The organism is Streptomyces sp. NPDC044044 (assembly GCF_056434405.1).
On the sequence record NZ_JBWKFG010000006.1, the window covers coordinates 298,790 to 313,345 of the forward strand.

The window sequence follows — 14,556 nt, forward strand, 5'->3', positions numbered from 1 at the left end:
AGCAGCGAAGCAGTCGAAGCAGTGAAGCCGCAGACACGGCGGCTGACTCCCCGTGCCCACTTCTGAGTTGGAGCTCCCTGTGCCCCTGCGCGCACGCACCCGCACCCTCGCCGTCGCCGCCACCGCGACAGCCCTGGCGGCCACCGGCCTCACCCTCCCCTTCGCGGCCGGGGCGAGCGCCGCGCCCGCGCCCGCTGCCGCTCCCCTCACCAGCGACTTCAACGGCGACGGCTACGACGATCTCTTCGTCGGCGTGCCCAGCGGCACCGTCGGCGGCAAGGCCAAGGCCGGTTACGTGAGCGTCGTGTTCGGCGGGAAGTACGGGCCGGGTCCGCACGGCGTGCGGCGCATCACCCAGGCCACCGTCGAGGTGCCCGGCACCCCGGAGGCCGGTGACCGGTTCGGCGGGGCCGTCGTCGCCGCGCATGTGGACGACGACAAGTACGCGGACCTCGTCATCGGTGCTCCCGGAGAGGACATCGACGCCAAGACCGACGCCGGTTCCGTCACCGTCCTCTACGGCACCGGCGACGGCTTCGCCCTGGCCAACACCGCCGCCCGCGGCGCGAAGTCCGGCGACGTGTTCGGAAACGCCCTGGTCGCCGCCGACTTCACCGGTGACACGGACGTCGACCTCGCCATCGGCGGCAAGGACCAGGTCGTCGGCAACTTCAACCCGCTCACCGCCGACACCCAGCCCCTCATGGCCGACCGCATGGGCGGCCGCGCCCCCGTCATGACGACCGGCGACTTCAACAACGACAAGCTCCCCGACCTCGCCCTCGGCTACTACACGCAGAACCAGCCCTACACGCAGTCCCACCTCCGCCTCTACGGCTGGAACAAGGACGAGGGCTCCATGGGCAACTTCTGGAACAACTCCAACGGCGCCGCGAACGCCCTCGCCTCCGGCGACTTCAACGGCGACGGCTTCGACGACCTCGCCGTCGGCAACTGCCGCGAGATCGCCGACGAGAACATCGACGACCCGTGCGGCCCCGAGGAGCTCACCAAGGGCGGCGGCATCCACATCCGCTTCGGCGACGCCAACGGCAGCTTCGGCTGGGAGCAGCAGACCTTCAACCAGGACACCGCGGGCATGCCCGGCGTCGCCGAGACGGGTGACGGCTTCGGCGACGCGCTCGCCGTGGCGGACATCGACGCCGACGGCCACGACGACCTGATCGCGGGCGCCCCCGGCGAGGCCATCGGCAGCGCGGCGAAGGCGGGCAGCTTCACCGTCCTGAAGGGCGGCGAGATGGGCCTGCTCGACCCGGCGGGCGCGGCGAACCCGGGCACGGTCGCGTACCAGCAGAACTCCCCCGACATCCTGGGCGTCGCCCAGGCGGGCGACCGCTTCGGCGGGGCGCTCGCCTTCGGTGACCACAACGGAGACGGCGTCCCGGACCTGTCCGTCGCCGCCCCCGGCGAGAACTCCTCCGCGGGCGGCGTCTGGGACCTGCCCGGCGCCAAGGCCGGCGGCTCGGTCGTCACACCGAACTCCCTTGGCCTGCCCGCCTCTTCCGACCCGCTGGCGTACGGTGCGGTGCTGGGGAAGTAGGCGGTGAAGTAGGCGGTGAAGTAGGCGAAGTAGGCGGTCACCCGCGGCACGCCGCAGGTCACCCGGGACCCTGGGGTAAACCCCTCAGGGTCCCCCTAAGGGTTGTCACAGGTCAGCGGCAAAGCCGCTCTCCTCCCGAGGAGGGACGACCCGGACCCATCAGACCAGGTACGTTCGATTCGTGGCTGGATTCAGGATCGGACGCGGCCGGGACAACCGCACCCCGCAAGCGCGACCCCAACAACGACCGCGGCAGGAGCCGTACGGGCAGCAGGCCCCCCAGGGCCAGCAGCCTCCGTACGGCTACCCTCAGCCGCCCTCCCAGCAGTACGGCGGCCAGCAGCCGCCGTACGGCCGAGGTCAGGGCGGCCAGGGCCAGGGCCAGGGCGGTTACGGCGGGCAACAGTGGCCGCAGGCGGGCGGCCATCACGGCAACCACGGCGAGCCGGAGTACTTCGGCGGGCCGGGCGGAGACCCGGGGCACGGAGGCGGCCAAGGGGGCCAGGGCGGCTTCGATCCGTACGCCGCCAACAACCCAGGTCACACCCAGGCCTTCTCCGTGGGTGAGGACCCGTACAACCAGGGCGACACCTACCGCGCAGGCCAGGCCCCCGCGCCGGTGGGCCCTCGCCTGCACTGGAAGGACCTCCTGCGCGGCATCGTGCTGCGCCCGGGGCCGACCTTCCTCCAGATGCGGGACTACGCGATGTGGGCCCCGGCCGTCATCGTGACGTTCCTCTACGGCCTGCTCGCGATCTTCGGCTTCGACGGCGCCCGCGAGGACGCCATCAGCGCCACGCTCTCCACGGCCGTCCCGTACGTCCTGACGACGGCCGTCGCGATCACGATCAGTGCCTTCATCCTGGGCGTGGTCACGCACACCCTCGCCCGCCAGCTCGGCGGCGACGGCGCCTGGCAGCCGACGGTCGGCCTCTCCATGCTGATCATGTCGATCACGGACGCGCCCCGCGTGATCGTGGCGATGTTCCTCGGCGGCGGCCAGCCCTTCGTGCAGCTGCTCGGCTGGGCGACCTGGGTCGCGGCGGGCGCGCTGCTCACCGCGATGGTGAGCAAGTCGCACGATCTGCCGTGGCCGAAGGCGCTGGGCGCGGCGTCGATCCAGCTGCTCGCGCTGCTCGCGATCATCAAGCTGGGTACGTTCTAGTACGTGGGCGCGTTCTAGTACTTGAGATGGAGGAAGGGCCCCGGCGGATCACTCCGCCGGGGCCCTTCCTCCATCCATCCATCCACACCTCAGGCGTCGAGAACCTGTCCGGCGCGCCGCACGACGGGTGCTTCGACGCTCCACGGGAAGTTGATCCAGTCGTCGGTGCGCTTCCAGACGTACTCGCACTTCACGAGCGACTGCGACTTCTCGTAGATCACGGCGGACCGCACCTCGGCGACGTGGTCGAGGCAGAAGTCGTGCACGAGCTTCAGCGTCTTGCCGGTGTCGGCGACGTCGTCGGCGATCAGCACCTTCTTGTCGGTGAAGTCGATGACGTTGGGCACGGGCGCGAGCATGACCGGCATCTCCAGCGTCGTCCCCACCCCCGTGTAGAACTCGACATTCACCAGGTGGATGTTCTTGCAGTCGAGCGCGTACGCGAGCCCGCCCGCGACGAAGACGCCACCGCGGGCGATGGAGATGATGACGTCGGGCTGGTACCCGTCGTCGGCGATCGTCTGCGCGAGCTCGCGCACCGCGCCGCCGAACTTCTCGTACGTAAGGTTCTCGCGCACGTCACTCATGCTGGATGTCACACCTGGGTCCGATGGAAATTGAGGAAGGAACGGGAGGCGGTCGGCCCGCGCTGCCCTTGGTAACGCGACCCGTACCGCTCCGACCCGTAGGGCGACTCGGCGGGCGAGGTCAGCCGGAACATGCAGAGCTGCCCGATCTTCATCCCCGGCCAGAGCTTGATCGGCAGGGTCGCGAGGTTCGACAGCTCCAAGGTCACATGCCCGCTGAAGCCCGGGTCGATGAACCCGGCGGTGGAGTGCGTGACGAGCCCGAGCCGCCCGAGGCTCGACTTGCCTTCGAGCCGGCTGGCGAGGTCGTCGGGCAGGCTGATGACCTCGTAGGTCGATGCGAGCACGAACTCGCCCGGGTGCAGGATGAACGGCTCGTCGCCCTCGGGCTCCACGAGCCGCGTCAGGTCGGCCTGCTCCACGGAGGGGTCGATGTGCGGATAGCGGTGATTCTCGAACACCCGGAAGAGGCGATCGAGCCGCACATCGATGCTGGAGGGCTGCACCATGGATTCGTCGTACGGATCGATCCGTACTCGTCCGGCGTCGATCTCGGCCCGGATGTCCTTGTCTGAGAGAAGCACGCACCGAGGATACGCAGAGCGCGCGGGCCCGCCCCAATCGGACGGCCCCGCGCGCTGCGGTTCTCCGCGTTCTCGCTCCTGCGGCTCTCCCGCTACCGCGGCTGCCGCGGCTGCCGCTGTGCTACCGCTTCTGCGACACGACCGGCACGGCATGCCGCAATCGGGCGCACCGCGGACAGCGGATGAGCCGTCCGGGTCCGAGCCGGTCGGCCTTCTGCATCGGGAACGAAGCAGTGCTGAACACGTGCCCTTCGGCACATCGGACGACGGTGCGCTCCATCAAGTCCTCGAGTCCCTTCCCCAAAGCCGTAGTTGAGCCCTTGGCGCCCCCTGCTCACCTCATACGCGAGCGGGCGCCGAAAGGCCACATTACGGGACGAATGGGGCGCCCCTCCAGGCGGCACTCCGGTCTCTCACCGTACGCCCCAACTCCCGCGTCCCGCAGACGCATCCACGCCCCGGACAGCACGCGGACCCCGGGGGTAAAAGCGCCCGGGGCCTGGGATGAGGTAGAGTGTGCGACGTTACGACACCGCCACAGACGGTGTTTTTCGCGGGTGTAGTTTAGTGGTAGAACATCAGCTTCCCAAGCTGAGAGTGCGAGTTCGATTCTCGTCACCCGCTCCACAATCAAGGCCCAGGTCAGCGACCTGGGCCTTTTTGCTGTGCGGTTTCCCTCAGTCGTCGCGTGCCAGATCCGTGCCGGACGCCGCCTTGATCATGAACTGACCCAGGTTCGACGATCGCGGGCGACGGCGTAGACGGACTCGATCGCCTCTGACGTGAGCACCCCTCCGTGCCGCCGGAAGGCCGAGATCTCTCGATCCTTGATCACTTTCACGTCGCCGAGGGACGAGGCAACGACCACGCTGGCCGGGGACACGAAGACCAGCACCGGAGCCACCTCCACAGCGAAGCCACAGGCCCTGCTCAGCACGGTTGATGCCCTGCGGCCTTCGTGACGGCTGTTGCGCACGTACGGGTGCCCGCGGCCGCCGTTGACCTTGACCGCGCTGTCTCCCACCCAGATGCGGGCGTCGCGGAAGTACTTGGTGTTCAGGCAGAAGACGCCACCAGGGCCTATCAGCAGGTGATCGATGTCCGCCCCGCTCGGCAGGGGTATCGAGTGGAGGGAGCGCCATCCCCGTCTCTTGAGTCGATCAAGCCTGGCACCCACGATCCGCTCCCCGGCAAGACCCTTCCGCCAGGAGTCGCTCTCGTCCTTCCGGCGCCACACGTGCATCACTTGTCTGGCCAGCCAGGTCGGCGCTCCTTCGAGTTGTGGGAGGAGGGAGTCACCAGGACGGTTCGCGGCGAGATCATCACTCACCGTCAGCGGAGGTGATGCGACCGTGGGGCGGGAGCGGGATGGAACGGAAGCACGTGACGTAGGGGCGACCAGATAGGGCGCCAACGCCTCCAGGGCTTGATCTCGATACGACGTCCGAAGGACTTCGATGTGCCCGGACGCGCAGTCGTACCAGGCGACGGTGTCGCCTCCCGCGGTGGTTACGTAGAGCCGGTCGAGCCCATGCCGCTTCCACCGCTTGACCACTAAGCCAGTCATCTCCGCCCCCACCGACGACGCCGCAACACCGTGATGGGATCAATCCCCGCGCCCAACGACAAGGAGGCATCCAGTCATCACCCCGTAGGCCACCGGGTTTGCTACTGGCTTCTCCACCTCCCCCCCCAAGGCCCCAAGGCCCCGCCCGCGCTGCCGCGGACGGGGACTCCGCCCCGGCGCGTCAGTTCCTCCGGCGACGCCCCTGCGCATAGCGGCCGTGCCGATCGTGTTCCCGCCATTCCTCGTCCTGAGGGTCACGGTCTTCGTCGCCCGCGTTGTCCCCGGGAGCCGCTATGCGCTCCCCCTTGTTGACCTTCGCCAGCATCGAGGCCAGGGGATCAGGGGGATCGTCACTGAAGCGACCGGAGCCGCGCTCGGGCGGCGGCGCCGGCTCTGTCCTGTCGTCACGCGACCCTGATGTACCACTCATGAGCAGCCCCCTCCGACTCACCGAGATGCACTTGAGATCTTTCCCCGGAAGGCCACGGGGGTAACCCGACTTCGACCTTGCCGGCGCTGTTCAATCCTGCCGGAAGCCGACCGCCGCTGGACCCACTTTCGGCCTCAACACCCCTCCACACCTTGCGCGTTGACCGCGTCGGCTTCGCAGACGAGGCTGCGGCGAGTGTGCTGTGGTGGTTCGTCGCAGCCTGAACGAGTTCATGATGCGCGGTGGGATACCTGGGAAGAGCGTGTGTCAGTCCGCGGATCACAGAGCCCGCCTCCGGCTCTTCCTGGATAATCGACGTATGGCAACACAGCCCGGTCTCTCCGATCTTCGCCGTGCAAAGTTCGCTCGGCGTGCGCCTGCCGCGCTCTCCGAACTCGTCGGGCCTCAGCACGGCACGGTCTCCCTTCCGCTGCATCTGGCGTGGTCGGGGCTGACCACGTTCGATCTCGACCAGCCGCGGCTGCGGATGAGCTACTACAGGATCGTCCTGGCCGAGGGGCTACGCGATGATCTGGTCCAATTCCTCAACCGCGACCTTCTGGTCAGCCTCTGGCCCACGCTGCGCACACTGGTCAGCCGTGATGTCCGGGAGGTGTGGGAGAGCTCCTTCGACGAGCTGGCTCACGAAGCCCAGGCCGCTGCGTGAACCTCACGGATCTACACCGTCGCTTGCTTGCGGATGTCCTCGACGTGGGCGGTGTCTACCCTCTGGCGCTTACCGGTGGCTATGCGGTCCAAGCACACGGGTTGGTCAACCGCCTCAGCCAGGATCTCGATGTCGCAACCGAGAACCCGGAGCGCATGGAGGATATTGCCGCTGCCGTACGCACCGGCCTGGAGAAGCGTGGCTGGCGCGTACGAGCTCTGGAGACCGATCCGCTGTCGGCGCGGCTCATCGTCACGGATCCCGCCAGCCGTGAGGAGTGCGAGGTCGATGTCCTCAAGGAGACACTGTGGCGACCCCCTGTTCGCACCGAGCACGGGTTGGTGCTGTCTCTCGAAGATGTCGTCGGCACCAAGGTTCGCGCACTGGCCGACCGGGGACTCGCCAGGGATCTGGTCGACGTACAAGCCGCGGCGGACCGCTGGAGCCGCATTGAGCTGGAGGAGCTCGGACGTCGCCACGCCCGTGACTCCTTCGACCTGTGCGAGCTTCAAGCCCGATTGAGCGGGGCCGACTGGATCGACGACACGGAGTTCGGCGCCTACGGGCTCGACGACCCAGCGATCACTGAGCTGCGTCGGTGGGCGCAATCGTGGGCCGACGACATCGGTGAACGAGCCCAGGAGCTGGCGACTCCGGACGAGGACTGAGGGCCTCAAGGCGCGCCGTGCGACCACGAACGACGGTCGCCAACCTTGCGTCCCTCAACCTCCCGGTCGGCGCCGACGGCGAGGTCATGGTGGACCCCGTCGGCACGGGCAAGCAGTAGCCCTCCGGGGGCGAAGGCGCCAGAGCGGGTGCCGGCTTCCCGGCTCAGCTCACACGCCGCGGCAAGGTCCGGACCCGGAATCGGTCTCGCAGCGCACCGCGTCGGCGACCGTGTCGCGGACCTCGGCCTTGGACGGCGTACGCCCAGCTCCCTCAAAGGTGCGCGAGAACAACGGCTCGTCCCAGTCCCGGTTCGCCATGGCCGCGGGATGGATGCCCTGGCGAATCATCTCGGCCTCGCTCATGGCCTTGCGCTTGGCGCCTCCTTGATGATCGTCGGCCGGAGGGCTCGCGCCCCCCGTCACCGGCCTGCCGCCAGGCGTCGCACGGGGCTTGCGGGGTGCGGGGTCGGGCACGGGTTCTGGCTCCTGGTGCTCGCTCGAGGGCGGCCGAGCGCTGCACAACGGCTCCGCCCGTTGCGTCGCCCCGCCGTTCGGCGTGCCGTGCTGACTCAGCCTGTGTTGCGCGGCGCGCGGTGTGGGCCCAATTCCTTTAGTACGTCGCCGAGTTGGGCCTCCGTCAGGGCCGTGCCCGGTAGTGGTGGGGTGGGTCGTGAGGTGCGTAGGCCGTCGAGGAGCAGGGTCAGGGGGCGGTGCCAGGTGTCGGGGGTTGTTGCCGTCGTCAGGGCCGGGATGGCTCGGCCCAGGGCCGCGAGGGCGAACAGGACGTCTTCCGTGGTGGCGTCGGTGCGGATCGTGCCCTGCTCGCGGGCCCGGTCCAGCAGGATCTCCATCGTCTCGCGGTTGTGCGCGTGGACTGCCTGGAGCGCTTCGATGCCCTCCAGGTGCGTGGTCATGAGGTCGTTCGTGCCGCGGTCGGCGGCCAGGGTGACGAAGACCGCCCGCAGGTAGTCGTTGAGCGCCGCCCAGGCGTCCGGCGCGGCGCGCGCCTGCTCGCCGACCGCCATCGTGCCCGTCAGCAGGTCATGGAAGACGGCGTCGATGAGGGCGGCGCGGGTGGGGAAGTTCCGGTAGAGCGTCGCGTTCCCCACTCCCGCCCTGCGCGCGATCACGTCCAGCGGCGCCTCGAGGCCCTGCTCCGCGAACACCTCGCGGGCCGCCCCCACCAGGAGATCCCAGTTGCGCCGCGCGTCGCGCCGCTGCGGCCGCAGCGGGGGCGTCGCGCGGTGCGAGTCGCCGGTCATCGTCACCCTCCTACCGGGGAGTGCTCCCCGGTAGGGATGCTACTGCCGCTCTCCCCCGCGACGCGTGACCGTCATGCGAACTGGCCCGGCTGATAGTCCCCGGCCGGCTGCTGGACCATGACGTTCACGCGGTTGTAGACGTTGATGAGGGCGATCAGCGAGACCAGGGAGGCGAGCTGCTCCTCGTCGTAGTGCTTGGCGGCATTCGCCCACGCCTCGTCCGTGACACCACCGGCCGCGTCGGCGATGCGCGTCCCCTGCTCCGTGAGCTCCAGGGCCGCGCGCTCGGCGTCCGTGAAGACCTTGGCCTCGCGCCAGGCGGCGACGAGGTTGAGGCGCGTCGGGGTCTCGCCCGCGTGCGTCGCGTCCTTGGTGTGCATGTCGGTGCAGAAACCGCAGCCGTTGATCTGGCTCGCGCGGATCTTCACCAGCTCCTGCGTCGCCGCGGGCAGCGTCGAGTCGGAGATGACCTTGCCGGCCGAGTTGATGTGCTTCAGGACCTTGCCCGCGAGCGGGCTACCGAAGAGGTCGAGGCGAGCTTCCATGGTGGGCTCCTATGCCGCTGTGCCGCTGTGCCGCATGCCGCTGTGCCGTTTGGCGCGCTTTCTGCGGGCTACACCTCACTGACGGACCTGACGGGCGAGACGTGACACCGCCAGATGTGACCTGCGTCTCGCCGTTCTTCCTGAACCGGACGTCAAGTTCCGCGCGTTACAGTCTGAAGATCCTGTGAGTTCAGCCGGGTTCGCAGGAGTTCGCAGGAGTTCGACGCATTGGGGGGCCTCTCATGGCACTGTTCGGAAACGCGCACACGATCGATCCGATGACCGCACAGCAGGACTACGCCCGCCTGCTCGGCCACGGCGAGCAGGTCCAGGCAGCGTTCCTGCTGATCCGCGACACCATGCTCTTCACCGACCGCCGCCTCGTCCTCGTCGACAAGCAGGGGATAACCGGCAAGAAGGTCGAGTACCACTCCGTTCCGTACCGCAGCATCACCCACTTCTCGGTGGAGACCGCCGGGCACTTCGACCTCGACGCCGAGCTCAAGATCTGGATCTCCGGCACCCCCGAGCCGATCGCGAAGACCTTCACCAAGGGTGTCGACATCTATGAGGTGCAGGCGATCCTCACGCAGTACGTGGCGCGCTAGGCGTGGCGTAGTCGAGCCTCGCCGCCAAGGGCGACGGACGGCGTGCCCCCGGCCGGATTCAGGCCTGGGGCACGCGGTCCAGGAATCCGTGCACCGTGCGGATACGGCCGTCCTGCGCGAGCGCGATGACGTCGAAACCGGCGACCGGCGCGGAGCCGTCCGCCACCGACACCAGCTCCCACCCGAAGCGCGCGATGTCGTGGTGGCCGTCGACCGCGCCGGTCCGCCGGAACTCGAAGCCCGGGAACTGCTCGTGGGCCCCGCCGATCACGGCGGCGATGGACGCGTGCCCGGAGACATCGGCCAGCGGGTCCGTGTAGCTGCCGTCCTCGCTCCAGGCCGCGGCCACGGCCTTGGTCACCTCATCGGCACCCTCCGCGTTCCAGGCCTCGAAGTAGCGGGCGACAGCGGTCTCGTACGGGGACGTGGCGTGTGCGGTCATGGCGTTCTGCCTCCTGCGGCTCGGTCGTTCGACTGGTCATGCGGTTGGTCATGCGGTTGCTCGTTCAGTTGGTCACCCGGGGGCGTCATTCGGGTCGTCACCCGTCATCCGGGTGCTCCGTGCGATGACTTGAGCTTGCCCGGCAGCCCTGCGCGGGTCGATTACGTCCGAGGTAATGCGGGGCCGGAAGCGTCACCCCGTCTCTTCTCACGCGGGTGCGACTGTGCTTGCCTTGGGGGCTATTTCGGTCGCCTGAAGGGGAGTTGGCGTATGCGCAAGGCGTGGATCGGTGGGGTGTCGGCCGCCGTGCTGCTCCTCGGGGCGTGCGGCGACCCCGGGTCAGGGGGCGCGTCGGACGAGGTCCCGCAGACCCCCGACGTCACGCGGGCCGCCGGGCCGTCGAAGGAACCGGCCCGTCCGTCGAAGGAACCGGCCGAGCCCTCCGCCCCGCCGCCCTCCTCGACCACCCGCCAGCGGGCGGCCGAGAAGCCCCGCGACCGCACCGGCAAGTCCCCCAAGGTCCTCTACCTCGGCGACTCCCTCGCCATGGAGAACCAGAACGTCCTCGGCGATCTCCTGCGCTCGGAGCTCGGCGCCCGCTACCGCAGCGCCCCCTACTCCGGTACCACCCTCTGCGACTACCTCGACGGCACCGGCAAGGACTCCCTCGTCCCCGACAAGCACAAGGCCGCCGCGCTGGTGCGGGCCGAGCGGCCCGACTATGTGGTGCTCCAGTTCTGGGGCAACGCGTGGGGCTACACGCCGTGCATGGACGGCATCACGTACGACAAGGCGCGGCAGAAGTACTTCGACCGGTACGCCGCCGACGCCAAGGCGCTGGCCTCGCAGATCCATGACGCCGCCCCAGGCGGCGACAAGCCGCGCATCGTGTGGGTGCTCCAGGGGCCCGACCCGATCACGCCCGACCGCGTGCGCCGCGTCGACGCCGTCTACCAGGCGCAGGCGCGGGCCTCCGGCGGGATCGTCGCCGACGCGGGCCGCGCGGTCAGCCCGGCGTCGGACCGGCACAAGTGGGTGGAGAAGCTGCCGTGCACGACGTACGAGACGGAGAACCCGGCGTACTGCACCGAGCCGGGCCGCAGCCGCACCGCCCTGCACCGAAGCGACGACTACCTGCACTTCTGCCTTGCGCCCACCACACCCAAGTCCCGCCCCTGCCCCACCCGTTCACCCGGCATCCGGCGCATCGCCGCCGAGATCACGCGCGCCGTGGCCAGGGCCTCCTAGCGCCGGGGTTCGAAGCCCTTCCCGTCCACCACCGCCGACACGCGTGTCCGGCCGTCGTCGCCCCGGCACAGGACCAGGGCCGTCGCCGAGTCCGGGTCGGCCAGCAGGTCGCGGGTTCCGGAGCAGGGGGTGCGGGCGACGGTCGTGGAACCCTTGGTCCTCAGGTCGATGCGGACGTCGGGCTTCGCCGGTGGCTCGGTCCGCTCCTGCCGGAACTCCAGGGCGGTGAGCAGCCCTGAGGCGCCGAGGGCCAGCACGGCATTGCGGTTCGTCTCCGGCTTCCAGGGGCCGCCCGAGCCGTCGAGCGCCGCCACGCGGTCGCCGCGTTCGGGAACCTCCGAGTGGGCCTTGTCCCTCTCCAGCGGGCCCCAGCCGACGCGGACGGCATCGCCGACGGCCGTCGCGAACACGCCGTTGCGCAGCTCGACGGCCGGATGGAGCGGGGCCCGCGCGGCGGGCACGCGCTCCCACTCCCTGCGGGAGACGGAGTCCGACGGGACGAACCGGCGCGTGGCGTAGGTGCGCTTGAGGGACTTCCCCTTGCCGCACCGCCAGGTTCCCGCCACGTCGGCGCCGTTCCCCCGTGCCCGTATCCACTCCACCTGACCCTCTTCGCAGCCGTCCGGCCACGTGACCTCGACGTCCGACAGCTCGAAGAGGAGGGGCAAGTCCGGTGCTCGGTAGTCGGGTTCGTCCGGGGGATAGGCCGGATCCGGCTCGGAACGCGGCAGCGTGACCAGGACGTTCCGCCATCCGCAGCGCTCCACCAGGAGCGATCCGGGGTCGTCCGGCGATGCGTAGTCGACGAGGTAGGCGCAGCCCGCCCCCATGCCCCTGCTCTGGGCGAGCAGCTCCGCGCCGTCCCGCCGGACGGCGACAACTCCCCCGCCTGAACTGGCCAGATGGACCAGACTCGCGTCCGCCAGGGTCACCATCCTCGGCGGCGCGGCGGGCTGCCGGTAGGACGTGATGAAGCTCCAGCCCTTCGGTCCCGGCATCGGCAGGACCGTCGCGCCCCACTCGCGCCCCGTGTACGAGTCGAGGCTGACCAGCATCGACCCGATCAGGACGAGCACCGAGCAGCCCTCGCTCACCGCCACCTGCATCAGTTCGACCCGCTCGGAGGTACGGACGGTGAAGCTCCAGCGCCGGCTGCCGTCACGCGCGTCACGTCCGGTGACCCGTGCGGCGCGGTCGTCCTCCTCAAGGGCCACCAGCGTGCCGCGCTCGCGCCCCTCGTACGCGCATGTGCTGAGCGCGGCGGGCCCGTCGAAGGTGCGCTGCCAGGCGATCCGGCCCGGCCGTGCGGGTGCCCCCGGCCGGTAGCCGGACGACCTCACCTCATGGGACCCCTTGTGCAGGCGGGACGCGGCGACCGGCTCCGACTCCGCGTAATCGCCCCACCAGGGCCCCAGCGCCTCGACCCGCGCGTCCCGGATCCGCTCGGCGCCCTCGACGGACGCCACGGAGAGCAGTCCCCCCGCCAGGACCCCGGCCAGCACGCACGCCGTGCCGCCGCGCAGCCTGCGCCGCAGTGCGTCGCCGTCCGCCGCCTCCGCGTACGCGTCCACGTCCAGCCACGGCCGGTCCCGCCACGCCAGGAACACCGCGGCCACGGCGACCACGGCCGCCGCGAGCGCGGTCGCGAGGGGTGCGGCCTGGGGCCACGCCGTGAGCACGGCGTGCAGTTCGCGGTCCGTCGCACCCCACCACCACTGATTGGCGGCCTCGATCGCCTTGTCCTCGCTGCGGCCCGCGGCGATCTCGTCCGCACGGCTCCAGGTGACGAAGAGCAGGGCTCCCGCGACGGCCGCGGAGCCCGCGGCGCTCGCGGCGAGGGCCGTCCCTCGTCGCCGCCCCACGCCGGGCACGAGCTGCGCGGCGACCAGCAGGGCCGCGGCGAGCAGCGGCAGCGCGCGCAGCCACCACTCCGCCGTGCCGAACTCATCTCCCGTACGGCCCGACCACCACGGGTACGCGGCGGCGACGGCGAGCGTCACGGCCACCCCGAGGAGAAACGGCCGCCACAGCTTTGCCGCGCTCATCTCCCCACCCCCCAGGGGAGGTTAAGCGCGAACCGGCCATTCCGGGCCCGGGAGTTACCTCAGGGTCCCGTTGGCGGCGGCCTCGACGAAGGTGGCGAAGGCGCGGGGGGTGGTGGTGAAGGCGGGGCCTTCGGGGTTCTTGCTGTCACGGACGGCGATGGTCCCTTGGCAGGGGGCGAATTCGATGCATTCGCCGCCACCGGAGCCGCTGTACGTCGACTTACGCCACGTTGTGCCGTCGAGGGGGGCGCATTCGATGCAGTCGCCGCCACTGCTGCCGCTGTAGGACGACTTACGCCACTGCGCGCCTGTCAGGTTCTGGCCGGTCCCCATAGCGTTCCTCCATCACACGAGCGATCAGCGTGGCTGAGTCCTCCCGTGAGAGGGCCGCGCCTTGCAAGCGAGCGTAACCGAGCGAACGCTCCCTGATCACTTGTGGGTTGGCAGTCATATGGCCCGAGTCATAGCTCTCCGAGTAGAACAAGTCAGGGTCATCGACGAAACGCAGCAGGTTGAACGAGCCCATCACAGCAGCGTGTTGGCCCACCGAGAACGGCAGCACCTGAAGGTGCAGCCAGGAAGTGTCGCGGAAGTCCAACAAGTGGCTCAGTTGGTCTCGCATGATGCTGCGCCCACCGATCTCCCGATGCAGCACCGCTTCGTCGAGCACGACGAACAAGGCCGGTGGATTGCCCCGGCCAAGGATCCGCTGCCGCTCCATGCGCGCCGCGACCAGCTCGTCCAGACGGTCCGTATGCTCCACGCCGAGCACCGCCCGCGCGTACCCCTCCGTCTGCAAAAGCCCGTAGACCAGCTGGCATTGATACGTGGAGATGTACGTAGCCCGAGCCTCAAGCTCCGCGTACTGCTGGAACCACGTAGGCAACTGGCTCCGCAACACCAGCCCCACCAACCGCGAAAACACCCCATCAGTCCCGAGCGCCGCATCCACCCGCTCGGAGAAGTCCCGCGTCGGCACCTTCTTCGCCGTCTCGATCTGGCCGATCAGTGACGCCGTACAGAAGATGCAGCTCCCCAACTGCGCCTGTTTCAGCCCCGCCGCCTCCCGCAGGCGCCGCAGCTCCGAGCCGTAGTAGTCCAGTGGTGATGCGCTGGGGTCGAGGTCACGGATGTTGTTCGGCACGCGAGGGCCACCCCCATTGCCAACGCCGCACGG

Annotated in this window: 16 protein-coding genes and 1 tRNA gene; 7 read left to right on the forward strand and 10 right to left on the reverse strand. The window is 69.6% G+C overall.

What is annotated here, in order from left to right:
* Positions 1-79: 79 nt before the first annotated feature.
* Positions 80-1,561 (forward strand): FG-GAP-like repeat-containing protein, encoded by a 1,482-nt coding sequence (locus AC07AG_RS23865; protein WP_478757464.1) that lies wholly within the window; start codon positions 80-82, stop codon positions 1,559-1,561.
* A 181-nt stretch (positions 1,562-1,742) separates the two neighbouring features.
* Complete coding sequence (locus tag AC07AG_RS23870; protein WP_478757466.1) at positions 1,743-2,726, forward strand: Yip1 family protein; 984 nt, start codon at positions 1,743-1,745, stop codon at positions 2,724-2,726.
* A gap of 89 nt (positions 2,727-2,815) precedes the next feature.
* Here the strand turns inward: AC07AG_RS23870 and AC07AG_RS23875 are convergent, their stop codons facing one another.
* Positions 2,816-3,313, reverse strand: a complete 498-nt coding sequence (locus tag AC07AG_RS23875) for a phosphoribosyltransferase (RefSeq protein WP_249588778.1) — start codon at positions 3,311-3,313, stop codon at positions 2,816-2,818.
* An 8-nt stretch (positions 3,314-3,321) separates the two neighbouring features.
* Complete coding sequence (dcd, locus tag AC07AG_RS23880) at positions 3,322-3,897, reverse strand: dCTP deaminase (RefSeq protein ID WP_249588779.1); 576 nt, start codon at positions 3,895-3,897, stop codon at positions 3,322-3,324.
* Positions 3,898-4,450: 553 nt separating this feature from the next.
* Between dcd and AC07AG_RS23885 the strand changes: the two genes are divergently transcribed.
* Positions 4,451-4,524 (forward strand) — tRNA-Gly (locus AC07AG_RS23885).
* A 91-nt stretch (positions 4,525-4,615) separates the two neighbouring features.
* Here the strand turns inward: AC07AG_RS23885 and AC07AG_RS23890 are convergent.
* The gene (locus AC07AG_RS23890) at positions 4,616-5,464 is read right to left on the reverse strand and encodes a nuclease-related domain-containing protein (protein ID WP_478757468.1); all 849 of its coding nucleotides are present in this window, start codon (positions 5,462-5,464) and stop codon (positions 4,616-4,618) included.
* A 749-nt stretch (positions 5,465-6,213) separates the two neighbouring features.
* On the opposite strand from AC07AG_RS23890, the gene AC07AG_RS23895 reads away from it, so the two are divergent.
* Positions 6,214-6,561, forward strand: coding sequence for a transcriptional regulator (locus tag AC07AG_RS23895; protein ID WP_478757470.1), 348 nt, complete (start codon positions 6,214-6,216; stop codon positions 6,559-6,561).
* Positions 6,558-7,229, forward strand: a complete 672-nt coding sequence (locus AC07AG_RS23900) for a nucleotidyl transferase AbiEii/AbiGii toxin family protein (RefSeq protein ID WP_478757472.1) — start codon at positions 6,558-6,560, stop codon at positions 7,227-7,229. The genes AC07AG_RS23895 and AC07AG_RS23900 overlap by 4 nt, the downstream gene beginning before the upstream one ends.
* Positions 7,230-7,397: 168 nt before the next feature.
* Here the strand turns inward: AC07AG_RS23900 and AC07AG_RS23905 are convergent, their stop codons facing one another.
* The 3 genes from AC07AG_RS23905 to AC07AG_RS23915 all read right to left on the reverse strand — a co-directional run bounded on the left by AC07AG_RS23905 (position 7,398) and on the right by AC07AG_RS23915 (position 9,036).
* Positions 7,398-7,652 (reverse strand): hypothetical protein, encoded by a 255-nt coding sequence (locus AC07AG_RS23905; protein ID WP_478757916.1) that lies wholly within the window; start codon positions 7,650-7,652, stop codon positions 7,398-7,400.
* A gap of 146 nt (positions 7,653-7,798) precedes the next feature.
* A complete protein-coding gene (locus tag AC07AG_RS23910) occupies positions 7,799-8,491 on the reverse strand; it encodes a TetR/AcrR family transcriptional regulator (protein ID WP_478757474.1) in 693 nt (230 codons plus the stop codon).
* Between the two features lie 71 nt (positions 8,492-8,562).
* Positions 8,563-9,036: a carboxymuconolactone decarboxylase family protein gene (locus AC07AG_RS23915; protein WP_478757476.1), complete on the reverse strand. Its 474-nt coding sequence runs from the start codon at positions 9,034-9,036 to the stop codon at positions 8,563-8,565.
* 242 nt (positions 9,037-9,278) lie between these two features.
* Here AC07AG_RS23915 and AC07AG_RS23920 point away from each other — a divergent pair, with 242 nt between their 5' ends.
* The gene (locus AC07AG_RS23920) at positions 9,279-9,644 is read left to right on the forward strand and encodes a PH domain-containing protein (protein WP_361050966.1); all 366 of its coding nucleotides are present in this window, start codon (positions 9,279-9,281) and stop codon (positions 9,642-9,644) included.
* Positions 9,645-9,702: 58 nt separating this feature from the next.
* Here AC07AG_RS23920 and AC07AG_RS23925 read toward each other — a convergent pair whose 3' ends face one another.
* The gene (locus tag AC07AG_RS23925) at positions 9,703-10,086 is read right to left on the reverse strand and encodes a nuclear transport factor 2 family protein (protein ID WP_478757478.1); all 384 of its coding nucleotides are present in this window, start codon (positions 10,084-10,086) and stop codon (positions 9,703-9,705) included.
* Positions 10,087-10,356: 270 nt separating this feature from the next.
* On the opposite strand from AC07AG_RS23925, the gene AC07AG_RS23930 reads away from it, so the two are divergent.
* Positions 10,357-11,334 carry an SGNH/GDSL hydrolase family protein gene (locus tag AC07AG_RS23930; RefSeq protein ID WP_478757480.1) on the forward strand — a complete coding sequence of 326 codons (978 nt, stop codon included), beginning with the start codon at positions 10,357-10,359 and terminating at the stop codon, positions 11,332-11,334.
* Here the strand turns inward: AC07AG_RS23930 and AC07AG_RS23935 are convergent.
* From AC07AG_RS23935 to AC07AG_RS23945, 3 genes are read right to left on the reverse strand one after another with little or no spacing between them, the layout of a single operon-like run.
* Positions 11,331-13,379, reverse strand: a complete 2,049-nt coding sequence (locus tag AC07AG_RS23935; protein WP_478757482.1) for a hypothetical protein — start codon at positions 13,377-13,379, stop codon at positions 11,331-11,333. The genes AC07AG_RS23930 and AC07AG_RS23935 overlap by 4 nt on opposite strands.
* A 54-nt stretch (positions 13,380-13,433) precedes the next feature.
* A complete protein-coding gene (locus tag AC07AG_RS23940; RefSeq protein ID WP_478757484.1) occupies positions 13,434-13,712 on the reverse strand; it encodes a DUF397 domain-containing protein in 279 nt (92 codons plus the stop codon).
* On the reverse strand, positions 13,672-14,523 hold the full coding sequence (locus AC07AG_RS23945; protein ID WP_478757486.1) for a helix-turn-helix domain-containing protein: 852 nt from the start codon (positions 14,521-14,523) through the stop codon (positions 13,672-13,674). The genes AC07AG_RS23940 and AC07AG_RS23945 overlap by 41 nt, the downstream gene beginning before the upstream one ends.
* Positions 14,524-14,556: the final 33 nt, after the last annotated feature.